Annotated in this window: 18 protein-coding genes; 8 read left to right on the plus strand and 10 right to left on the minus strand. The window is 71.9% G+C overall.

Features of this window, described 5'->3' with window-relative positions; translation table 11 throughout:
* Positions 1-72: 72 nt before the first annotated feature.
* Positions 73-1,458 (minus strand): cellulase family glycosylhydrolase, encoded by a 1,386-nt coding sequence (locus ACGFIK_RS00120; protein ID WP_327021992.1) that lies wholly within the window; start codon positions 1,456-1,458, stop codon positions 73-75.
* A 358-nt stretch (positions 1,459-1,816) separates the two neighbouring features.
* Here ACGFIK_RS00120 and ACGFIK_RS00125 point away from each other — a divergent pair, with 358 nt between their 5' ends.
* Both ACGFIK_RS00125 and ACGFIK_RS00130 read left to right on the plus strand, forming a co-directional pair.
* Complete coding sequence (locus tag ACGFIK_RS00125; RefSeq protein WP_327021993.1) at positions 1,817-2,779, plus strand: TIGR03557 family F420-dependent LLM class oxidoreductase; 963 nt, start codon at positions 1,817-1,819, stop codon at positions 2,777-2,779.
* Between the two features lie 223 nt (positions 2,780-3,002).
* Positions 3,003-3,158, plus strand: a complete 156-nt coding sequence (locus ACGFIK_RS00130; protein WP_393336931.1) for a hypothetical protein — start codon at positions 3,003-3,005, stop codon at positions 3,156-3,158.
* Positions 3,159-3,165: 7 nt separating this feature from the next.
* Here ACGFIK_RS00130 and ACGFIK_RS00135 read toward each other — a convergent pair whose 3' ends face one another.
* The 5 genes from ACGFIK_RS00135 to ACGFIK_RS00155 all read right to left on the minus strand — a co-directional run bounded on the left by ACGFIK_RS00135 (position 3,166) and on the right by ACGFIK_RS00155 (position 8,447).
* Positions 3,166-3,900 carry a hypothetical protein gene (locus ACGFIK_RS00135; protein ID WP_393336934.1) on the minus strand — a complete coding sequence of 245 codons (735 nt, stop codon included), beginning with the start codon at positions 3,898-3,900 and terminating at the stop codon, positions 3,166-3,168.
* 124 nt (positions 3,901-4,024) lie between these two features.
* Positions 4,025-4,801 (minus strand): endonuclease/exonuclease/phosphatase family protein, encoded by a 777-nt coding sequence (locus tag ACGFIK_RS00140; RefSeq protein ID WP_393336936.1) that lies wholly within the window; start codon positions 4,799-4,801, stop codon positions 4,025-4,027.
* 6 nt (positions 4,802-4,807) lie between these two features.
* The gene (locus ACGFIK_RS00145; RefSeq protein ID WP_393336938.1) at positions 4,808-6,298 is read right to left on the minus strand and encodes a phosphatase PAP2 family protein; all 1,491 of its coding nucleotides are present in this window, start codon (positions 6,296-6,298) and stop codon (positions 4,808-4,810) included.
* A 48-nt stretch (positions 6,299-6,346) separates the two neighbouring features.
* Positions 6,347-7,393: a YihY/virulence factor BrkB family protein gene (locus ACGFIK_RS00150; protein WP_393336941.1), complete on the minus strand. Its 1,047-nt coding sequence runs from the start codon at positions 7,391-7,393 to the stop codon at positions 6,347-6,349.
* A 52-nt stretch (positions 7,394-7,445) separates the two neighbouring features.
* A complete protein-coding gene (locus tag ACGFIK_RS00155; protein WP_393336944.1) occupies positions 7,446-8,447 on the minus strand; it encodes a diacylglycerol/lipid kinase family protein in 1,002 nt (333 codons plus the stop codon).
* Positions 8,448-8,641: 194 nt separating this feature from the next.
* Here ACGFIK_RS00155 and ACGFIK_RS00160 point away from each other — a divergent pair, with 194 nt between their 5' ends.
* The 3 genes from ACGFIK_RS00160 (at position 8,642) to ACGFIK_RS00170 (ending at position 12,902) form a co-directional block, all read left to right on the plus strand.
* Positions 8,642-9,505, plus strand: coding sequence for a universal stress protein (locus ACGFIK_RS00160; protein WP_393336946.1), 864 nt, complete (start codon positions 8,642-8,644; stop codon positions 9,503-9,505).
* 115 nt (positions 9,506-9,620) lie between these two features.
* The gene (locus tag ACGFIK_RS00165; protein ID WP_393336949.1) at positions 9,621-12,014 is read left to right on the plus strand and encodes a phosphoketolase; all 2,394 of its coding nucleotides are present in this window, start codon (positions 9,621-9,623) and stop codon (positions 12,012-12,014) included.
* 12 nt (positions 12,015-12,026) lie between these two features.
* Entirely contained in the window at positions 12,027-12,902 is an 876-nt protein-coding gene (locus ACGFIK_RS00170) for a universal stress protein (protein ID WP_327022001.1), read from the plus strand.
* A gap of 27 nt (positions 12,903-12,929) precedes the next feature.
* Here the strand turns inward: ACGFIK_RS00170 and ACGFIK_RS00175 are convergent, their stop codons facing one another.
* Entirely contained in the window at positions 12,930-14,858 is a 1,929-nt protein-coding gene (locus tag ACGFIK_RS00175) for a heavy metal translocating P-type ATPase (RefSeq protein ID WP_393336951.1), read from the minus strand.
* A 242-nt stretch (positions 14,859-15,100) separates the two neighbouring features.
* On the opposite strand from ACGFIK_RS00175, the gene ACGFIK_RS00180 reads away from it, so the two are divergent.
* The gene (locus tag ACGFIK_RS00180) at positions 15,101-16,096 is read left to right on the plus strand and encodes an Acg family FMN-binding oxidoreductase (RefSeq protein WP_393336953.1); all 996 of its coding nucleotides are present in this window, start codon (positions 15,101-15,103) and stop codon (positions 16,094-16,096) included.
* 140 nt (positions 16,097-16,236) lie between these two features.
* Entirely contained in the window at positions 16,237-17,865 is a 1,629-nt protein-coding gene (locus tag ACGFIK_RS00185) for a GAF domain-containing sensor histidine kinase (RefSeq protein WP_327027191.1), read from the plus strand.
* Positions 17,866-17,894: 29 nt separating this feature from the next.
* Here ACGFIK_RS00185 and ACGFIK_RS00190 read toward each other — a convergent pair whose 3' ends face one another.
* Positions 17,895-18,533 (minus strand): response regulator transcription factor, encoded by a 639-nt coding sequence (locus tag ACGFIK_RS00190; protein ID WP_327022003.1) that lies wholly within the window; start codon positions 18,531-18,533, stop codon positions 17,895-17,897.
* Positions 18,534-18,798: 265 nt separating this feature from the next.
* On the opposite strand from ACGFIK_RS00190, the gene ACGFIK_RS00195 reads away from it, so the two are divergent.
* Positions 18,799-19,776 (plus strand): Acg family FMN-binding oxidoreductase, encoded by a 978-nt coding sequence (locus ACGFIK_RS00195; RefSeq protein WP_327022004.1) that lies wholly within the window; start codon positions 18,799-18,801, stop codon positions 19,774-19,776.
* Here the strand turns inward: ACGFIK_RS00195 and ACGFIK_RS00200 are convergent.
* Both ACGFIK_RS00200 and ACGFIK_RS00205 read right to left on the minus strand, forming a co-directional pair.
* Complete coding sequence (locus ACGFIK_RS00200) at positions 19,773-20,774, minus strand: reductase (RefSeq protein ID WP_327022005.1); 1,002 nt, start codon at positions 20,772-20,774, stop codon at positions 19,773-19,775. The two genes, ACGFIK_RS00195 and ACGFIK_RS00200, sit on opposite strands and share 4 nt — an antisense overlap.
* Before the next feature lie 253 nt (positions 20,775-21,027).
* The gene (locus ACGFIK_RS00205) at positions 21,028-22,044 is read right to left on the minus strand and encodes a LacI family DNA-binding transcriptional regulator (protein WP_327022006.1); all 1,017 of its coding nucleotides are present in this window, start codon (positions 22,042-22,044) and stop codon (positions 21,028-21,030) included.
* Positions 22,045-22,092 lie beyond the last annotated feature (48 nt).

The following is a 22,092-nucleotide window of genomic DNA, read 5'->3' on the forward strand; positions in this document are numbered from 1 at the left end:
GTGTGGAGGGCAACCCGGGGGCGACCACGAGCCGCCGGTGGCCGGGTCCGAGCGGACCCGGCCACCAGGTCGTCAGCTGGCGGTGCAGGTCACCGTGGGTACGGAGTTGGTGCCGGCCCAGCCGCCGATGAAGCCGAAGCTGGTGCTGGCGCCGGCACCGAGCCGGCCGTTGTAGTCGACGTTGCGGGCGGTCACCGTCGAGCCGCTGGTGCTGACGGTGGCGTTCCACGACTGGGTCACGGACTGGCCGTTGGTGTAGATCCACCGCACCGTCCAGCCGTTGATGGCGTTGGGCCCGGCGGTCACCCGTACGTCACCCTGGAAGCCACCCTGCCACTGGTTGGTGATCGTGTACGTGGCGGTGCAGCCGGAGCCCGGCGACGGCGGCGGGGTGCTCGGCGGGGGCGAGGTGGGCGGCGGCGAGGTGGGCGGCGGAGTGGTCGTGGGCGGGGGCGAGGTCGGCGGCGGGAGGGAGTCGTAGACGCTGGCCTGCCGGGAGGTCTGCCGGATGCCGTTGGTGCCGTTGAACAACCGCTCGCCCCAGGTGGTCAGCTGGTTCGGGTTGAAGTTCGTGGCCATGTCCAGGTACTCGACCCCACCACCGTTGCCGCTCCACGACCAGCCCAGCCAACCGATCCCGTTGGCCTGGGTGTACGACAGGATGGCGTCCTCGTCGGGGTCGCCGTCGGAGTGGTAGTGGCCGAACTCGCCGACCACGATCGGCAGCTGTCGACTGCGGAACCGCCCCAGGTAGTCGCTGATCTCGGCGGCGGTGTCGAAGACCCCGTACATGTGGATGGAGAAGACGATGTTGCGGGCCGGGTCGGCGTTGAACACCGTCGGGGCGGCGTCCCGCATGGTGAAGGACCAGTCCTGACCCCAGTTCGGGCCGTCCACCATGATGGTGTGGGTCAGGCCCCCGTCGCGCAGCCGTCGGATCGCGTTGCTCGTGTCGGTGGCCCAGGAGGAGTAGTTCTGGTTGCCGTACGGTTCGTTGCCGATGTTGACGATAACGAACCGTTCCTGGCCGTTGAGGGCGCTGGCGATGCTGAGCCAGTAGTCGACCGCGCGGTCGAGGCTGACCGCCCCGCTCTGCTCGCCGTAGCCGGTGGTGTCGTGCACCTCCAGCACACAGATCAGCCGGTGGGCCTTGCAGAGCCCGATCACGTTGGTCACGTCCTCGGCGCTGTTGCGGGTCCACCGGTCGCCGCTGGAGAGCACCACTCGGACGGTGTTCGCGCCGAGGGCCTTGATGTCGGCGAAGGACCTGGTCTGGTGGGTGTACCAGGTGTGCGCGTGGTTGACCCCGCGCATGATGAACTCTTGACCGTTGGCGTCGTAGAGCTTGCCGCCGCTGACCGTGAAGCCGGAGGCGGCCTGCGCTGACGGGCCGAAGGCGAACACGGCGGCGACGGTGGCCAACAGGATGGCACCGACGCCCGCGAACAGTTTTCTCATGGTCTTCCTCGCATGAGTTCTCTCCCCCGTGCCCAGGGGGTGAATGGGTAGCGGGTGGCGGCTGTAGCCCGGCAGCCGCGTAGCAGGGCCCGGCGAGGCAGACATCAGCGTAGGCCGATGGATGGGTTAAAGCAACCGGTTCAGTGCGCATCGCGAACCGCACCGCCCCCGTGACCGCGTACGGGACCGAGCCGTCACGGGGGCGGGCACCCCCACCACAGGGTGCGCGGTAGATCAGCGCCTGAACCGGTTCAGGTCAACGGTAGGCAGGGGGTCGGCAAGCGTCAAGCATCGGCGAGGGTTGGCAGTTCCGGACCGGGGTATCCGGAACGGGCCACCCGGCCCGGAAGGAGACACCATGGTCAACATCGGTTACACCCTGATGTGTGAACAGGCAGGCCCGAAGGAACTGGTCGACTACGCGGTACGGGCCGAGGCGGCCGGTTTCGACCACCTCGTCATGTCCGACCACTACTACCCCTGGCTGGAGTCACAGGGACACTCCCCGTACGCCTGGTCGGTGCTCGGGGCCGTCGCCCACGCCACCTCCCGCGCGGAGCTGATGTCCTTCGTGACCTGCCCGATCCGCCGCTACCACCCTGCGGTGGTGGCGCAGAAGGCCTCGACGATCGGGGTGCTCTCGGACGGACGCTTCACCCTGGGGCTGGGTGCCGGGGAGAACCTCAACGAGCATGTTGTCGGCGCCTGGCCGCACGTGCAGCAGCGGCACGAGATGTTCGAGGAGGCGTTACAGATCATCCGTCCGCTGCTCTGTGGGGAGACCCTGACCTTCTCCGGCAACCACTACGACGTGCCGGACGCCTACGTCTGGGACCGGCCGGAGGTTCCGGTGCCGATGGCGGTGGCCGCCTCCGGTCGACAGTCCGCCACCCTGGCCGCCGAGTACGGCGACGCCATGGTCGCCACCGACCCCGAGGCCCGCCTGGTGGAGATGTACGAGCAGGCCGGGGGTGCCGGACGACCCCGCTACGGGCAGGTGGCCATCTGCTACGGCCCGGACGAGGCGGAGTGCCGCAAGATCGCCCACGACCAGTTCCGCTGGTTCGGGCTGGGCTGGAAGGTCAACACCGACCTGCCGGACAACGACGCCTTCGAGGCGGCCACCCGCAGCGTCCGCGAGGAGGACGTGGCGGCCGGCATCTCCTGCGGGCCGGACGTGGACAAGCATGTGGAGGCGTTCCGGAAGTTCGTCGACGCCGGGTTCACCCATGTGGCACTGGTCCAGGTCGGCGGGGACAGCCAGCCGATGTTCCTGGAGTGGGCGCAGGACGAACTCCTCCCCCGCCTGCGCGACCTGTGAGCCCGCCGGATCAGCCGTCGACCAGACAGGACCCAGCGCAGCGGTCGACCCGGCAGGAACCGGTGGAGCGGCGGTCGAGTCGGCAGGGCCTGGCGGGACCGGGCGGCTGCCCTGGTGCCCCAGGCCCGTACCGTTTCGGTGCCGGGCACGGCACACAACGTCGCCAGCACCGCCCCCCACCAGGTCGCCGACGTCGTTCGGGCCCTGCTCGACGAGCGCGATCATGACCGACTCGACCCCTGAAGAACGGGTGAACCCCATGCGGATCGGCAACACGGAGATCCGACCCGCCGGCGGCGGCCTCGGCTGCCTTCTGATGATCCTCGTTTCGGTCGTCGCCTCGATCGTGCTGACCGTACTGCTCAATCTGGTCCTCTGAGCGCCGCTCAGCGCAGCAGGCCGAGGGCGTACAGGGTCTCGCGGATCTCCCGCCCGACCGGCTCCAGGACTCTGGTCCGCAGCCAGCGGGCCGGCGCCACCACGGTGAATCGCCAGACGGCGCGGATCGCCCGGCCCACCGGCACCACGAGGTGCCGCCACAGCCAGCGGGCCCCCAGCCAGAGTGGACGCAGGGTCACCGCCCAGCACCACCACAGGATCCGGCCGGAGGCCCACCAGGCCCAGGACAGCCCGGCGCCCAGGTACCCGCCCAGGACCACCAGCCACCGGCCCACCTGCCGCAGGGCCGGGGTGAGTACCCGGACCAGCCAGGTCACCGGCACCCACACCAGGTAGTACAACGGCACCACGAGCAGGGTGTGGAACAGCCAGGCCAGTCCGCGCCCACACCAGCGCAGCGGGGGCCACAGGGCGTTGTGCCACAACCAGACCAGCGGCAACCAGATCAGGGTCTGCCACAGCCACAGTGCGGCACGGCCCAGCCATTGCAGCGGAATCCAGATCAGACGCTGCAACAACCACCCGAGTGGACGCAGCACCCACTGGTCCAGGAACCGGCCGATCGGGGCCAGCACCCAGCGGTACAGTCCTCTGCCGACGGCCGTCAGCAGCTCCCAGGCCAGCCGGAACGGCAGCACCACCACCAGCGCTACGCCCCGCACGAGGACCCCCAGCACGGAGGGGTCATCGTTGCGCCGCATCGGCGACGAGGAATCGATCACAGCCGGCCACCCTAACCCCCGCCCCCAACCCCCACCATCCCTCCAACACCCAAGCCCGGGTTGATCAAGAAGTTTGGTCACGACACGCCGACCCGGCAGACCAAAACCTCTTGATCAACGGGGTTCAGAGCCCGGCGGTCAGGGAGAGGGTGGCCAGGAGGGGGTGGTGGTCGGAGGCCTGGTGGGTTTCCGGGGTGCGGAGGACCTCGACCGTGTGCAGGCGGGTGGCCAGGGCGGGGGTGGCCAGCAGGTAGTCCAGGCGCATGTCGGAGAACTCGGCGCCGCCGTAGCCGGTGGGCACGGTGGGGCCGGCGTTCGCGGCCAGGTCGACCAGGCCGGTGGCGAGCAGCCGGGCCACCGCCCGGGTGTCCGGGGTCCGACCGTCGGAGCGCAGGTGCCGGCGACGGTACGCCTGCGGCAGCCGGGCGATCCGCTCGACGTGCTCGGCGTACGGGTCCAGGGTGTTCAGGTCACCGGCGAGCAGCGCCAGGCCGTCGCGGGCCCCGCGCAGGGCGGCGGCCAGCCACCCGGCCTCGACCAGCCGACGTCGAGGCGAGTACGGGTGCAGGTGGGTGCCGAGCACGGTCAACGGGCCGGCGTCCGTGCCGATCGTGACCCGCTGCGCGGCGTGGTGGAACGGGCGGCGTACCGGTGCCACGGCCAGCACCGGCCAGGCCGGCCGGACCAGCACCCCGACCGGTTGCCCGAACCAGGTGCCGGCCCGGTACGCCCGCAGACCCACCCGGTTGGCGAAGGCCGGCAGGTCCAGTCCGCGCAGCTCCTGCAGGGCCAGCACGTCCGGGCGGGCTTCGGCGATCACCCGCAGCAGGGCCTCGCGCCGATCCGGGCCACCGGAGTCCCGACCCCCGTTGCGGATGTTCCAGGTGACCACGCGCAGCACGGCGGCTCAGTCCGCCCGACCGGCCTTGGCCAACTCGTCGTCGAGGGTGTCGACCTCCTCCGACTCGATCGTCGGCTGGTTGCCTTCGTGGACGTCCTCGTTGGGGCGCAGCACCCAGTAGAGCAGCCCGATCCAGGTGGCGGTGAGCAGGATCGCCCCCATGAAGTCGGTCGGATGGTGCATGCCCCGGTACATCCGGGAGATGGCCACCCCGACCGGCATCACCACCGCCAGCGCCACGAAGATCCACCGCCACCACCGGTCGGTACGCGGGTAGACGATGACCGCGATGGCCACCCACAGGCACAGCGTGGCCGCGATGTGGCCGGAGGGGAAGGAGGAGGTGGGCATCGGCCCGTCCAGGTTCTCCACCGGCGGGCGCGGACGGTCCACCGCGGCGGCGGTGGCCAGGAAGAGGGTCAGTTCGCCGAACATCACCAACGCCACGAACAGCACCGGTCGCCAGCGCCGCCAGATGGCCAGCACCAGGGGACAGAAGACCATCGAGACCAGCAGGATGGCGTGGGTGTCCCCGACCTTGCTCCACCACCAGCTCAGGTCGTTGAGGGTCGGGGTGTGCCGCTGCGCGAACCAGGTCGGCACCACCTCGTCCCAGGTGCCGAGGAAGGTGTCCTTGGCGTGGTAGCTGACGAACATGCCGAAGGCGTACAGGGCGCCGAAGATCAGCACCCAGCCGACGATGATCTCGGCGATGCCGGCGCGGGCGTGCGGCAGCAGCTTCTCCTCGTCCGGGGCGGGCGCCACCTCGTGCGCCGCCTCCGGTTCCAGCCCTTCGGTCAGCGGGGCCACCGGCCGTCCCCGTTCCAGCCGCCACAGCCGGAAGGCGTACGCGGTGACGCCCAGCCAGGCCGCGCCGAGCAGCCAGGCACCGATCACATCGGAGAGGAAGTGCACACCGAGCGCGACCCGGGTGAAGCCGATCAGGAAGACCACCAGGCCGACCAGGGCCACCACCGCCCGACGCCAGCGCGGCGCCACCGCCGGCAGGAAGACCAGCAGCAGGGCACCGTAGGCGACCATCGACCCCAGGGCGTGGCCGCTGGGGAAGCTCTGTCCGGCGTACGTGCCGATCGGGGTGTCCACCTCGGGGCGCAACCGGTCCACCAGGGTCTTGAGGGTCGGGTCGAGGATCAGGGCACCGGCACCGGTGACGATCACGAAGACCGCCAGCCGGCCCTGCCGCCGGATCAGCAACCCCACCACCGCGACGGTGACCAGCCAGATGATGACCGGTCTACCCCCGAGGTCGGTGATCGCGTTGAGCACCGTGACCAGGGGGCCGATCGGCGACACCTGGTCGTTGAGCCACTGGGCCACCCCGTGGTCGACGTCGTACAGCGGGGACCACCGCACGCGGACCAGCACCAGCACCAACCCGAAACCGACCCCGGCACCGAGTACGAGCGCCAAGCCGGCGAGCGTACGTTCGGTGAAGTGCCCCAAGGGCCGACGCACCACGTCCCTGACCGCGCCCACGCCCAGCCTCCTTCGTCCTCTGGCGTGCCGCAGTACCCGGTCGATCTGTCAGGTACACCCCTGGGTCGGCGCGTCGGGCCGCAGGGGGCTCAACTCCCCCGGGTCGGACAGCTCGCCACCCCGGGCCTCCGGCTGCCACAGGTCCGGCTGGGCGGGTTCCGGCACCCCGATGCGTACCGCCTCCAACTGGGCGGCGAAGGCCAGCCCGCCGAACAGCGCCATGCCGGTGAGGTTGGCCCACAGCAGCAGCGCCATCATCCCGGTCAGCGCCCCGTAGGTCTGTCCGAAGTCCGCGCTGAACCGGACGTACCCGGCGAGCAGCAGACTGGCCAGCCACCACAGCACGGTGGCGATACCGGCGCCGAAGAACAACCAGGACAGGCCCGGTTGGTGGCGGCGGGGGGCGTGTCGGAACAGCACCGCCACGGCGAGCACGGTCAGCCCCAGGCTGAGCGGATAGCGGACCACATCCCAGCCGGCGCCGGCCACCTTTCCCCAGGCGTAGTGCCGCTGCACCGAGTCCCCCATCGGCCCACCGCCGACCAGGATCAGGAACCCGACCAGGGCCGGCAGACCGGCGGTGACGGCGAGGACGGCCGCGCGCAGGTACTTGCGGAGCGCCGGGCGGTCCCGTTCCACACCGTAGATCCGGTTGGCGCCGCGCTCTATCTGCGCCATCGTGCTGGTCAACGCCACCAGACCGGTCATCAGACCCAGGGTGAGCGCCACCTCGCCGATGTCCTCGGCCCGTTCGGCGCCGGCACCGCTGCCGTCGCCGAGCAGCTCGGCGACCACCTGCTCACTGGCCCCGGGGGTCAACGCCAGCACGGTGTCGGCGACCACCTCACCGCCCACGGCCGCACCCAGCTCGGCGATCAGCCCGGTCAAGGCGATCAGGAACGGCACCACGGCCAGGCAGAGCTGGAAGGCGAAGGCCCGGGAGTGGCTGAACCCGTCGCCGTAGCGGAACCGGGTGAAGGCGTCGCGCAGCAGGTGCCAGCCGCCCTCCCGGCGCAGGGTCTGCCAGGCGTGGTCGGCGCAGAGCTGCTCGTCGGACATCAGCCGGGTCTCCGGCACCAACTTGGTGCTACTCACCGCAGGCGACTCTCACTCGCTACCACGGGGCTCGCAGGCTCACTCCTCGCGCTCACCGGTGGCCCTTTTCGACGAGTCGTTCACCTCGCTCGGCGGCAGCGGAGGCGTCCTCGGTGAGGTCCGGCGCCTGCTCCGGCCGGGGTACGCACAACCACAGCGCCCGCCGGTGGATCTGGGCCCGCAGGGTGCTCCCCGGCTCGATCAGGTCGCCGTCCAGCTCCCGGGGCTGGGCCCGGTTGCTGGTGATCTCGACCCGTCGGGCCCGGAACTCCTCCATCCGGGGCACCCGGTCCCGGCGGCGCAGCACCCCCCAGCCGAGGACCAGCCAGTGCCGCAGGTTACGCGGGCTGAGCACGGCGATGTCGAAGTAGCCGTCGTCCGGTGCGGCGTCGGTGAGCAGGGTGACCCCGCCCTGGAGCCGACCGACGTTGGCGACCAGCACCGAGCGGACCCGGCGGGTGATCGGGGGTTGGTCGTCCAACCGGATGGACACCCGCATCGGCCGGTCCCGCAGGTGCCGCACCGCCCCCACCACGTACGCCGGCCAGCCGATCCGCCGTTTGGTGGTCTCGCTGGTGGCGGCGAGCATCTGCGCGTCGAAGCCCATGCCGGCCATCACCGCGAAGTGCTGCCCGTCCACCTCTCCGACGTCGAGCAGCCGCCGCCCGCGTTCCACCGCGACCGCCAGCCCGGCGGCCAGGTCGGTGGAGAGGCCCAGGTTGGCCGCGAGCAGGTTGCCGGTGCCCTGGGGCAGTACGGCGAGCGCCACCTCGGTGCCGACCAGGGCACTGACACAGGCTCGTACGGTGCCGTCCCCGCCGCAGGCGAAGACCACCTCGGCACCGGCGGCGAGGGCCTGTTCGGTCTGTCCCCGGCCGGGGTCCTCGACGGTGGTCTCGTACCACAGCGGCGCGGGCCATCCGGCGGCGGCGAGAGTGTCCTCGACGGTGTGGCGCAGCGCGTCGAGGTCTTCCACCTTCACCGGGTTGACCACCACCGCGCTGCGCGGCGACCGCGCCTGCTCTCCAGCTTCCACGGCGCCAGTGTGCGGCATGGTACGAGGTTCGGCGACCCGACGCCGCGTGGGTAGATTCACCCGCGGTGGAAGGTTTCAGATCGCGCGAACCGATCGGGCGGCGATGCGCCGGTGTCGACCGAACCCGCCGGCCAGTATTCCGATCACCCTCCCTGACGGCATCACCACGACTAGCCTCAGACCCAGGTCAGCACGACAGGGGGTGAGGTCCGATGGCCTCAGCCAGCGAGGCACCGATGCGGGCCGACAACCGGGCCGGCGACGCACCGGTGCTGGCCGGCATCGGCCCGCAGGACGCCCTGCCGGTGGCCCGGGTAGCCGCCAAAGTGGCCGCCGCGCAGCGTCGGGACGTACATCTGCTGCACGCCTTCAACTGGGCCGCGATGGAGGGGCCGGCGGTCTCCGGTTCCCGGGCCGACGCGGAGCGGCTGATCTCCGAGGCCACCGAGGCGATCCGGCTCAGTGAACCCGACGTGGCCCTCACCACCGAGATCGTCGAGGGCTCGGCGGTGGCGAATCTGGTCCGCAGGTCCGAGTCGGCGTTCCTGGTGGCCGTGGGCGACGGGGGGATGGCCCACTGCGCCCGCTGCATCCCGGCGGACAGCCCCGCCGTGCAGGTGGCCGCCCGGGCAGACTGCCCGGTGCTGGTCGTCCGACGCGAACCGCCCCCGAAGGGCCCGGTGCTGGTCGGGGTGGACGGGTCGCCCGCCGCCGAGATCGCGCTGGCCTGGGCCTTCACCGCCGCCGCGGATCTGGGGGCCCGACTGCTGGCCATCCGGGTGGTCGAGCGGCAGTCCGAGATCGAGGCGACCACCAGCCTGCTGCGCGAACTGGTGGGCCGGGTGGGCGCCGGCCGTCCGCAGACCCCGGCCGAATGTCATGTCGTCTGCGGGGATCCCGGCTCCGTCCTGATCGACCAGTCCCGCTCGGCGCAGCTGACGGTGGTCTCCGCGCGCGGCGACCAGCCCTGGCGCGGCATGCTCGGCGCGGTCAGCCAGGCGGTGCTCTACCACGCCCCCTCGCCGGTGATCGTGGTGCGGGGGCTGACCCGTGCACCGGTCATCGGTGGGCCATGACACCCGGGCCGCCGGGACCATTGGCCCTGATCCACCCCCGCCGATATCGACAGACTTAAGGAGTAACGCCCGTTGCGGATGCAGAATCCGCCGAGCAGGGAGAGGCTCAACCATTATGGACACCGCCCTGAACCTAGAGAGCACCCTGACCGATGAGGAGTTGCGCCGGCTGGACGCCTACTGGCGGGCGGCCAACTACCTGACGGTGGGCCAGATCTACCTGCTCGACAATCCGCTGCTGCGCGAGCCGCTGGCCCCCGAACACGTAAAGCCCCGGCTGCTCGGCCACTGGGGCACCTCCCCCGGCCTGAACCTGATCTACGCCCACCTGAACCGGGTGATCGTGGCTCGGGACCTGTCCGCGATCTACATCACCGGCCCCGGACACGGCGGTCCGGCCCTGGTCGCGAACAGCTGGCTGGAAGGCACCTGGAGCGAGCGGTACCACGGCATCGACCGCGACGAGGTCGGCATGGCCCGGCTGTTCCGCCAGTTCTCCTTCCCCGGCGGCATCCCCAGCCATGTGGCCGCGGAGGTGCCGGGCTCGATCCACGAGGGCGGCGAGCTGGGGTACGCCCTGAGCCACGCCTACGGCGCGGCCTTCGACAACCCGGATCTGCTGGTTGCCTGCGTGATCGGCGACGGGGAGGCCGAGACCGGCCCGCTGTCCGGCAGTTGGCTGTCCAACGTGTTCCTGAACCCGGCCCGCGACGGAGCGGTGCTGCCCATCCTGCACCTCAACGGGTACAAGATCGCCAACCCGACCGTGCTGGACCGGATTCCCGGGTCCGACCTGCTGGACATGATGCGCGGCTTCGGCTACAAGCCGTACGTGGTGGCCGGTGACGAGCCCGCGGCGGTGCACGAGTTGCTGGCCGCCACCTTCGACCGGGTCCTCGACGAGATCGCGGAGATCCAGCACCAGGCCCGCTCCGGCGCTACCGTGCAGCGTCCCCGCTGGCCGATGATCGTGCTGCGTACCCCGAAGGGCTGGACCGGCCCGAGTGAGGTCGACGGCAAGCAGGTCGAGGGCACTTTCCGCGCCCACCAGGTCCCGCTGTCGCAGGTGCGGACGAACCCGGGACAGCTGGCCGAGCTGGAGCGCTGGCTGCGCAGCTACCGGCCGGAGGAGTTGTTCGACGCCACCGGCTCCCCGGTTCGGGATCTGACCACGCTGCCCCCCTCGGGTGACCGCCGGATGAGCGCCAACCCGGTCACCAACGGCGGACAGGTGCTGCGTGACCTGAAGCTGCCGGACTTCCGCGACTACGCCGTCGAGGTGCCCCGACCGGGCGCTACGGCCAGCGGGGCCACCGGCGAGCTGGGCAAGTGGATCCGCGACGTGCTCGTCGCCAACCCGCAGAACTTCCGCCTGTTCGGCCCGGACGAGGTGGCCTCCAACCGGCTCCAGGCGGCCTTCGAGGTCACCGACCGGGCCTGGATGGCCGGCACCGTCCCCGGCGACGACCACCTCTCCCCGGACGGGCGGGTGATGGAGGTCCTCTCCGAGCACCTGTGCCAGGGCTGGCTGGAGGGCTACCTGCTGACCGGCCGACACGGCATCTTCACCAGCTACGAGGCCTTTATCCACATCGTCGACTCGATGGTCAACCAGCACGCCAAGTGGCTGAAGGTCACCCGGGACATCCCCTGGCGGATGCCGGTGGCGTCGCTGAACTACCTGCTGTCCAGCCACGTCTGGCGGCAGGACCACAACGGCTTCTCCCACCAGGACCCGGGCTTCATCGACCACGTGGTGAACAAGAAGGCCGAGGTGGTCCGGGTCTACCTGCCGCCGGACGCCAACACCCTGCTGTCCACGATGGACCATTGCCTGCGCAGCCGGCACTACATCAACGTGGTGGTGGCCGGCAAGCAGCCCGCACCCAACTGGCTGAGCATGACCGAGGCCATCCAGCACTGCCGCCGGGGCCTGGGCATCTGGGACTGGGCCAGCACGGACAACGACAGCGAACCGGACGTCGTGCTCGCCTGCGCCGGTGATGTGCCGACCCTGGAGACCCTGGCCGCGGCCGACCTGCTGCGCCAGCACCTGCCGGAGCTGAAGGTCCGGGTGATCAACGTGGTGGACCTGATGCGGTTGCAGCCACCCTCGGAGCACCCGCACGGGTTGCCGGACCCGGAGTTCGACACCCTGTTCACCCGCGACAAGCCGATCATCTTCGCCTACCACGGCTACCCGTGGCTGATCCACCGGCTCAGCTACCGGCGCACCAACCACCGCAACCTGCACGTGCGCGGGTACAAGGAGGAGGGCACCACCACCACTCCGTTCGACATGGTGATGCTCAACGACCTGGACCGCTTCCACCTGGTGATCGACGTGATCGACCGGGTGCCCGGGTTGGCCTCCCGCGCCGCCCACCTGCGCCAGAAGATGACCGACGCCCGGCAATCCTGCCGCGACTACACCCGGCAGTACGGCGAGGACGACCCCCGGGTCGCCGAGTGGCGCTGGGTCCGCGAGACCGACCCGACCAACCGGTAGGGAGTGATCATCGTGAGCGACGAGCAGATCGTGGTGGGCTACGACGGCTCACCGGACGCGGCGGTGGCCCTCGAGTGGGCGCTGGGACAGGCCCACCGGGACGGCCGGCCGATACGGCTGGCGTACGTCTTCGAATGGTTGACCGTGGCCGGTTGGATCGGGCCCGGCATGACCCCGGGGATGTGGCCGGACGAGCAGGCCCGGCAGGAGGTCGAGGAGCTGGTACGCAAGGCGGCTGCCGAGGCCGCCGCCGCGCACCCCGACCTGACGATCAGCGGTGAGGTGCTCGACGGGCCACCCGCCCTGGTGCTGGAGGAGTGCTCCAAAGAGGCCGGCCTGGTCGTGCTGGGTAGCCGGGGGCACGGCGGCTTCACCGGCCTGCTGGCCGGCTCCACCGCCGTCAGTGTCACCGCCCACGCCCACTGCCCGGTGGTGGTGGTCCGTCAGGAGACCGCCGGTGCGGGCCGGGAGGGACATGTCGCGGTCGGGGTGGACGGCTCGGAGCAGTCCCTGCTGGCCCTGGGGTTCGCCGTCGAGCAGGCGGCCCTGCGCCAGGTGCCGCTGCACGTCGTGCGGGCCTGGCAGCCCGGACGGGAGCAGTGGCACCTGCGCGGCGAGCAGGCCCGCGAGGCGGCGCTGGCCGCGCATCGCGCCGATCTGGACGAGCCCCTGGCCCGCTGGCAGGCGGCCTTCCCGAACGTCGAGGTGACCGTGGAAGCGGTGGCCGCCGCACCCGCCGGGCTGCTGATCGAGGCCAGCCGCAACGCGCAGCTCATGGTGGTCGGTTGCCGGGGCCGGGGCGGGCTACGCGGCATGCTGCTCGGCTCGGTCAGTCAGCAGCTCATCCAACACGCCCACTGCCCGGTAGCGGTGGTCCGGGAACGCTGAGCGATTCCTTCGCCTCCCCGCCGGCGCTCAGGCCGACGGGGAGGCGGAGGCGCGCAGACCCCCGTGCAGGGCCCGCAGGGCGTTGAGGATCACCAGCACGTCGATGCCCTCCTGAAGGAAGGCACCGGCCACCGGGGGCAGGTAGCCGACCGCCGCGACCGCCATCGCGCACACCGCCAGGCCCATGCCGACCGTGGCGCTCTGCACGGCGATCCGGCGGGCGTACCGGGCGATCTCCACCGCGTCGGCCAGGGGATCCAGCCGGTCGACCGTGAGCACGGCGTCGGCCACGTCCGCGGAGGCGCTGGCCCCGGTGGCCCCCATGGCCACCCCGACATGGGCCTGTGCCAACGCCGGTGCGTCGTTGACCCCGTCGCCGACCATCACGGTCACCGCCCGATCGGCCTCGGCCTGCACCCGGGCGACCTTCTCCTGCGGGGTGCAGTGGGCCACCACGTCGTCGACCCCCACCTCCTCGGCCACCCGCCGGGCGGCGTCCGGCCGGTCGCCGGTGACCATCACGATCCGGGTCAGGCCGGCGGTGCGCAGCCGGTCCACCACCCGGCGGGCGTCCGGGCGGACCGGGTCGGCCAGCAGGATCGCGCCGATCGGCCCGGTCTCGTCGGTGACCCAGACCGCGGACTGTCCCGGTTCCGTTAGCCGGGCCCGGGCCCAGGGTGGGGGGTCCCCGGCCAGTTGCCCTACCCGGATGCGCCGCCCGTCGACCCGGCCCTGCACCCCCCTGCCCGCCTCCTCGGTCACCTCGGTCGGCATGGTCAGCCGCAGTCCCCGGTCACGGGCCTGGTCCACCAGGGCCGCGGCCAGTACGTGGGGGGACAACTGCTCCACCGAGGCGGCCAGTCGCAACACCTCCTCGGGGTCCCCGCCGGGGGCCACCCGGGTCTCGGCCACCCGGGGACGACCGCCGGTCAGAGTGCCGGTCTTGTCCACCAGCAGGGTCCGCGCCCGGCCCAGCAACTCCAGGGACCCCCCGTCGCGGACCAGCACCCCCCGGCGGGCCACCCGGGACAGCCCGGAGACGATGGCGATCGGGGTGGCCAGCAGCAGCGGGCAGGGGGTCGCCACCACCAGCACGGCCACCGCCCGGACGACATCACCGGACACCACCCAGCCCAGGCCGGCCAGCAGGAGGGTGAAGGGTACGAAGGCCGCGGCGTACCGGTCGGCCAGGCGTACGGTCGGCGCCTTGCGGGCGGTGGCCTCCTGGGCCAGCCGGACGATGCCGGCGTAGGTGCTGCGGGCGGCACTCTCGGTGGCCCGCAGTCCGAAGGCGGCACCGGCGTTGACGACCCCACTGGCCACCGCCGCCCCGATCCCCTTCTCGACGAGCCGGGACTCCCCGGTGACGACGGACTCGTCCAGGGTCGCGGGTTCCTCCGTCACCCCGTCGACGGCGACCACGTCCCCGGGGCCGACCAGCAGCCGGTCCCCCACCGCCACCCGGTCCACCGGCACCACCTCGATACCCCCCTCGGGGGTGCGCCGTCGGGCGGTGCGGGGGGCCCGTTCCAGCAGGGCCCGCAGGTCCCGGGTGGCCCGCCGCTGTGCGTACGCCTCCAGGGTCCGCCCGGTGGCCAGCATCACCGCGATCACCGCACCGGCCAGGTACTCCCCCACCCCCAGGGCACCGCCCAGCGCCAGGACCGCGATCACGTCCACCCCGAACCGGCGCCGCCACAGGTCACGCAGTACGGAGACGGCGGCGGGCAGCAGGGCGACCAGGGTGACTCCCGCCCACACCAGGTCGGCGGCACCGGTACGCCCGGCCAACCGCAACCCGACCCCGACCAGCACCAGCGCGGTCAGACCGGTCAGCGGTGCCCACAACCCCCAGCGCAGGCCGTGCCGACCGGAGCGACCCGGTCCGGCCGGGTGCTCCGGCAGGCATTCCCCTGGACCGCGCTCCGGCTCGCCGGCCTGCGACTGCACTCCCACCAGCGGATCGTCCCAACCCGGGGACCCCGATGTCGGCCACTTCCGCCCCGCGGGGCACCCAAAGTCGGCTGCCGCCACCGTCGACGGGCCGCCGAGGCCGGGCAGAATCGGGGCCGGAGTGCCCCTGCCGAGGGGCCCATCCGGCCGTGCGGACGACCGAGGTGTGGCCCAGGATGAACGAGACCCGCCCCACAGCCGTACCCGGGTGCGGCACGATGGGGACATACGGAAAGGTCGTGACGATGAGCCAGCAGACCCCGGCTACCCGCCCGTTGACCACCGCCCTGGTGGAGGCCGCCGCGATGGCCGGCCACGCGCCGTCGGTGCACAACACCCAACCCTGGCGGTGGCGGGTACTGCCGGAGGCGTTGGAGCTGCGGGTGGTCCGCGACCGCCAGCCGACCGCCACCGACCCCACCGGCCAGTTGGTCACCCTCAGCTGCGGTGCCGCCCTGCACCACGCGCGGCTGGCGTTGGCCGCCGAGGGTTGGACCGCCCAGGTGTACCGGCTGCCCGATCCGGAGGAGCCGGACCTGCTGGCCCGGCTGACCACGCCGCAGCCCTCCGGAGCCGACCCGGAAGCCATGCACATGGTGCAGTGCATGCAGGTGCGGCACACCGACCGGCGGCCGGTCAGCGAGGAGCCGGTGAGCGAGCAGGCCCTGTCCGCGATCGCCTCGGCGGCCGCCGCCGAGGGGGTCCACCTGGAGATCCTCGACCGGGACCAGGTGCTGCAACTGGCCGCCGCGGCCTCGCACGCCGCCGCGGTCGAGTCGGAGGACTCCGCGCTGCGGGAGGAACTGGACTACTGGACCAGCCGCGCCGGTGGCAGCGGACTTCCCCCGGAGGTGCTGCTGGAGCAGCCCGCCCAGACCACCGTGCCGGGTAGGGACTTCGGCCGCCCCGGCGCCCTGCCCGGTGGCCCGGGTCACGACCGGGCGGCCTCCTACGGGGTGCTGTACGGAGACGAGGACAATCCCCTCAGTTGGCTGCGCGCCGGGGAGGCGCTCTCCGCGGCCTGGTTGCACGCCACCCGGCTGGGGGTGTCCGTGGTGCCGTTGAGCGGGGTGGTGGAGGTCGGCGGCACCCGACAGATCCTGCGACAGGTGCTGGCCGGTTTCGGTCACCCGTACCTCGCCCTGCGGCTGGGGGTGGCCGACCCGGAACACGCCGGCCCCCCGCACACCCCCCGGCTGCCCCGGGAACAGGTGGTGGACACCTCCGCTCTGGAAGGGTGATCAACACGGGCGTTCTGTCCCGGCGGTGCGCCGGATAGCATCGCCTGGTGACTCTCGGTGCCCCGAACCCCCGCCACGAGCCCCCCTCCCTCGGGCTAAGTCCGCTGTCCCGGGTCCACCTCGACGAACTGCTCCAGGAGATGCTGGACCGGGTCGGCGAGGTGGTGACCAGCCGGGAACGGCTGCGCGCCCTGCTGGACGCGGTGGTCGGCATCGGCACCGACCTGGATCTGCACAGCACCCTGCTACGGATCGTGCAGTCGGCCTGTGAGCTGGCCGGCGCCCGGTACGGGGCCCTCGGGGTGATCGGGGCGGACCGGACCCTGCACGACTTCATCACCCACGGCATCTCCCCGGAACTGCACGCCAAGATCGGTGACCTGCCGCACGGCCGGGGGGTGCTCGGCCTGCTGATCGACGATCCGAAGCCGCTGCGGATGCCGGACATCACCCAGCACCCCCACTCGTACGGCTTCCCGCCGCACCATCCCCCGATGCACACCTTCCTGGGGGTGCCGATCCGCATCCGGGACCAGGTCTTCGGCAACCTCTACCTGGCCGAGAAGCAGGGCGGCGCCCAGTTCACCGAGGACGACGAGGAGATCGTCGTGGCGCTGGCCGCGGCGGCCGGGGTGGCGATCGAGAACGCCCGGCTGTACGCCCTGGCCAACCGGCGGGAACGCTGGCTGTCCGCCACCGCCGAGATCACCTCCCTGCTGCTCGGTGAGGTACGCCGTACCGACGCCCTGACCCTGGTGGCCCGCCGGGCCCGGGAGGTCGCCGAGGCCGAGCTGGCCCTGGTGCTGCTCTACGACGACATGGCCGAGCACTTCACCGTGGAGGTCGTCGACGGTGCCGGCGACCAGGCCCGCGCGCTGGTCGGCACGGTGCTGCCGGCCGAGGACACCAGCTTCGCCGGCCCGGTCACCGAGGGCCGGCACACCTCCGTGGAGGACCTGGCCCACGCCGCGCCCTGGCCGGCGGTGCTGCACACCGGCCCGGCGGTGATCTCGCCGCTGGCCACCGCCGACACCCTGCACGGGGTGCTGGTGATCGCGCACAGCGTCGACCACGACGGGGCCACCGACGACGACGTGGTGCTGCTGGGCAGCTTCGCCGGGCAGGCCGCCCTGGCCATGGAACGGGCCCGGGGGCAGGAGGAACGGGAACAGCTTGTGGTCCTGGAGGACCGCGAGCGCATCGCCCGGGACCTGCACGACGTGGTCATCCAGCGGTTGTTCGCCACCGGCCTCCAGTTGCAGAGCGCGGTGCCGTTGGCCGGCCGTCCGGAGCTGGCCAAGCGGATCAACGCGGCGGTCGACGACCTGGACGCCACCATCAAGGACATCCGGCGCACCATCTTCGAGCTGCGCAGCCCGGTGAGTGCGGCGCTGCGTACCGAGATCCGTGAGGCCGTCGAGGTGGCCGCCGAATCCCTGGGCTTCCGCCCTCGGCTGGAGCTGGTCGGGCCGATCGACAGCGCCGTGCCCGACCCGGTCCGTCCCGAACTCACCGCCGTGCTGCGGGAGGCCCTCTCCAACGCCGTACGCCACGCCCAGGCCTCGGCCGTGTCGGTGACCGTGAGTGTGGACGCCACCCGGGTCACTGTCAGCGTCGCCGACAACGGGGTCGGGTGCGACCCGGCGGCCGCCCGGGGCGGCCTGGTCAACCTGCGTGAACGCGCCGAACGCCACGGCGGGACCTTCGAGGTACGCCCGGCCGAGCCGCAGGGCACCGAGCTGTACTGGTCGATCCCCCTGCGGGACTGACCAGCGCAGCTCACCCTGCCGGGGCCGGGCTAGGTGCTCTTGCCGAGCAGGCGGGTGGCCAGGACGGCGGCCTGGGTGCGCCGCTCCAGGCCCAACTTGGCCAGCACGCTGGAGACGTAGTTCTTGACCGTCTTCTCGGCCAGGAACATCTTGCCGGCGATCTCCCGGTTGGTCAGCCCCTCGGCCACGTACTCCAAGATCCGCCGCTCCTGCTCGGTGAGGGCCTGCAACTCGCGGGGTTGTTCCACCCCGCTGCGGATGCGGTCCAGCACCCGGGTGGTGATCGCCGGGTCGAGCAGCGACTGACCGGCCGCCACCCGGCGTACCGCGTCTACCAGGTCGGTGCCGCGGATCTGCTTGAGCACGTAGCCGGAGGCCCCGGCCATGATCGCGGCGAACAGGGCCTCGTCGTCCTCGTACGAGGTCAGGATCAGCCCCTTGATCGAGGAGTCCACCGCCCGGATGTCCCGGCACACGTCGATGCCGTTGCCGTCGGGCAGCCGGGCGTCGAGGATCGCCACGTCCGGCCGCAGCGCGGGAATCCGGCGGGCCGCCTCCTGCGCGGAACCGGACTCACCAACCACCTCAATGTCGCCACTTGCCTGCAGCAGGTCGGCGAGGCCACGACGGACGACCTCGTGGTCGTCGAGCAAGAACACCCGGATCATCCCCCGTTTCTACCCCGCCCACCCCACCCCCCGCACGGGCCAAAGGTCCCAACCCTCCCCCTCAACCCTGTTGATCAAGAGGTTTACGTCCGCGTACGCCCGGATCCAGACCGAAACCTCTTGATCAACGCCGAGGGCCGGGGGCCATGGGAGATGCGGGCAAGGGTGGGCGGGGGTCCTGGGGGTTCGGGACGTGTGGCCCTGCTCTGGAGGGGTGGTGAGGGCGCACCGTGGATGTAACGGGTGAGTGTGAGGGGGTACGACCATGGAAAACGGCTACACGGTCGAACAGTTGCGGACCGCCGCCATCGACGCGATCCGCGCGCCGTCCCTGCACAACGTCCAGCCGTGGCGGTTCCGGCTCCGTGATGGTGCCATCGAGGTCCTGATCGACCCGGCCCGCCGGCTGCCCGCCACCGACCCCAGCGGCTGGGGTGCCCGCCTAGCCGCCGGAGCGGCCCTGTTCAACCTGCGACTGGCCCTGGCGGTGGCCGGTACCCCGGCGACGGTACGGCTGCGGCCGTACCCCTCGGAGCCGGACGTCGTGGCCCGACTGGTGCCGGATGTGCCCCGCCGACCCACCCCCGCCGAGCAGAACCTGCACGCCGCCATCCCCCGCCGGTTCAGCAACCGGGCCCCGTTCTGGCCCGACCCCGTACCGGCCGACGCCCGTTGGCGGCTCGGTGACGCGGCCCGTGCCGAGCACTGCTGGCTGGAGTTGCTGATCGGGGTCAGTGCGGTCAACGCCTTCGCCGAGATCGCGCACAGCGCCAACCGGGTCCTCGAACGCGACCCGGCCTACCGGGCGGAACGGCAGGCCTGGATTCGCCGCGAGCACGCCCCCGACGGGGTACCGGTCACCGCCGGCGGCCCGCTGGCCGAGCCGCAGGACCTGCTGCCGGCCCGGGACTTCGGCGACCGACACCGACCCCCCGGCCGCGACTTCGAACCCGAGCCCCTGGTAGCGGTGCTCGGCTCCCCCGGCAACACCGCGGTCGACCAGGTCATCGCCGGTCAGGCGATGCAGCGGGTGCTGCTCACCGCCACCGACGCCGGCCTGTCGGTGTCCATGCTGTCCCAGCCGGTCGAGGTGCCCTCGGCCCGCGAACAGCTACGGGTGTCGCTGGGACGCTTCGGCGCCCCCCAGATGGTGATGCGGGTCGGGTACGGCCAGCCCGGCTGGCCCACCCCTCGCCGGGAGGTCGACGAGGTGCTGGACCTGCCGGTACACCACCACGCCTAGCCGGGCAGGGTGGCGAGCAGTGCGGCCTCCCGGTGCGGGTCCAGACCGACCGGTGGCCGGGGCGGCCGACCGGCCCGGGACGGCACCTGGCCGACCCGGCGCAGCCAGGACCAGGTGTCGGCCACCGTCTCGGTCAGGGGTCGGCAGCGCAGCCCGTCGGCGTACGCGCGGGTGACGTCCTTCTGCTGAAGCCACCGCCACTCGTGGTCAGGTGGAATCCAGATCGGCAGGTCGTTCCAGGGCACGACCCCGGCGGCGAGGATCCGTTCCGGGTCGACCCAGCGCAGCCGGGCGTCCGCACCGGTGGCGTCGAGACAGGCGGCCAGCAGTTCACCGAAGGTGGCCGACCCGGGCCGACCGACCACGTTGACGGGGCCGCCGCGCCGGGCCGCCCCGGAGTCCAGCAGGTAGGCCGCCAGGTCCCGGACGTCGATGTACTGCACCGGCAGGTCGGCGGGACCGGGTGCCAGCACCTCGCCGCCGCGGGCGATGCGGCCAAGCCACCACGGCAGCCGACCGATGTCCTCGCCGGGGCCCAGGATCAGCCCGGCCCGGGCCAGCAACACCCGGTCGCCCAACACCTCCCGCAGGGCCCGCTCGGCACCGGCCTTCAGCTGGGGGTAGTCACCTTCGGTGGCCTCCGGGTCGGCCTCGACCACCGGATCCCGCTCGGTCACCCCGGCCGGCACCGGCGGGGCGTAGACGGAGCCGCTGGAGACGTAGACGTAGTGGCCGATCCGACCGGCCAGCAGCCGCGCCACCTGCCCTGCGGCCCTGGGCGCACCATCCCAGGTGTCGACGACCACATCCCACTCGCCGTCGGCGAGCGCGCCCAGGCCGTCCGGGGTCAGGCGGTCACCCACGAGACGTCGTACGCCGGCCGGAGGAGCCCCGTGCCGCCCCCGGTTGAACACCGTGACCGACCAGCCACGATCGAGGGCCTCGGAGACCGTCGCCCCGCCCACGAATCCCGTTCCACCCAGCATCAGCAGTCGCATACGCCTCACCCTGCCCCTGGTCGAGGAGCCACGGGAGCCCGGTTCACCGTCAGCAGATCTGCCGACAGCAGAACGAAGGTGCCCGCGCCGGCCGGACGATCAGTTGTCCGGTCGACGCGGGCCAGGTTCGGCGGTGCCGCGGGCACGGCGGGCGACCACCTGATCACTTCGTTCGCAGAACGGGTGACCAGTTCCATCGTGGGCGGTGACCGATACTCCGGTCAACAGCTTCCGGAAAATTATCGGTAAACTCCTATGCCACCGGGGCGGCACTGTCCCGGATGACGAGTTCCGTGGCCAACTCCACCCGAGGGCTCTCCACCCGCTCCCCCTTGGCCAACCGCAGCACCGTACGGGCGGCCAGCATCCCCATCTCGCTCAACGGCTGACGCACCGTGGTCAACGGAGGCGAGCACCACCGCACCTCCGGCAGGTCGTCGAAGCCGACCACGCTGACATCGTCCGGAATCCGCAGCCCCCGCTGCCGTACGGCCTCGTAGACCCCCAGAGCCATCTGGTCGCTGGAGGCGAAGATCGCGGTCGGCGGGTCCGCCAACCCCAGCAGTCGCCCGCCGCCGACGAACCCGGCCTCGTGGTAGAAGTCGCCCGGGCAGACGAGGGTCTCGTCGAAGGTGAGTCCGGCGGCTTCCAGGGCGGCCCGGTAGCCGTCCATTCGGGCCCGGCTGCACATCAACTGCGGCGGCCCGGCGATGAACCCGATCCGCCGGTGCCCCAGACCGATCAGATACTCCGTGGCGCGCAGGCCACCGGCCCAGTTGGCGGCACCGATCGTCGGCGCCTCCTGGGCCGGCAGCCCGTCCGCGTCGACGATCACCACAGGGATGTTGAGCCGACGCAACTCGGCCTGTAGCGGCGGCTCGACCATGGAGGTCACGAAGATGACCCCCTCGGTGCCGCGCCGCCGCATGCCGTCGAGCCACTGTTCGGCGGAGGTGTTCTGGCGGTGGATGGCGGAGACCACCGTGCCCACCCCGGCGGCGTGGGCCACATCCTCCACCCCACGAATGATCTCCACCGCCCACGGACTGTCCAGATCGTTGAACACCAGATCCACCAGACCCGAACTGGCCCGCATACTCGGCGGCCGACGCCGATACCCATGCCGCGACAGCAACTCCTCCACCCGCTGACGCGTCTGCGGAGCCACATCCGAACGACCATTGATCACCCGCGACACCGTCGGCACCGACACCCCGGCCAGGTCGGCGATCACGGAGATGGTCACCTTGCGGGTTTCTCTGGCGGCCACAGCACTCCCAACCGGTACGGCGACAGCCCGCGCGGCGACGAGGAGCGG

The organism is Micromonospora sp. NPDC048871, from assembly GCF_043198155.1.
In the GTDB taxonomy this organism is placed as follows: Bacteria; Actinomycetota; Actinomycetes; order Mycobacteriales; family Micromonosporaceae; genus Micromonospora.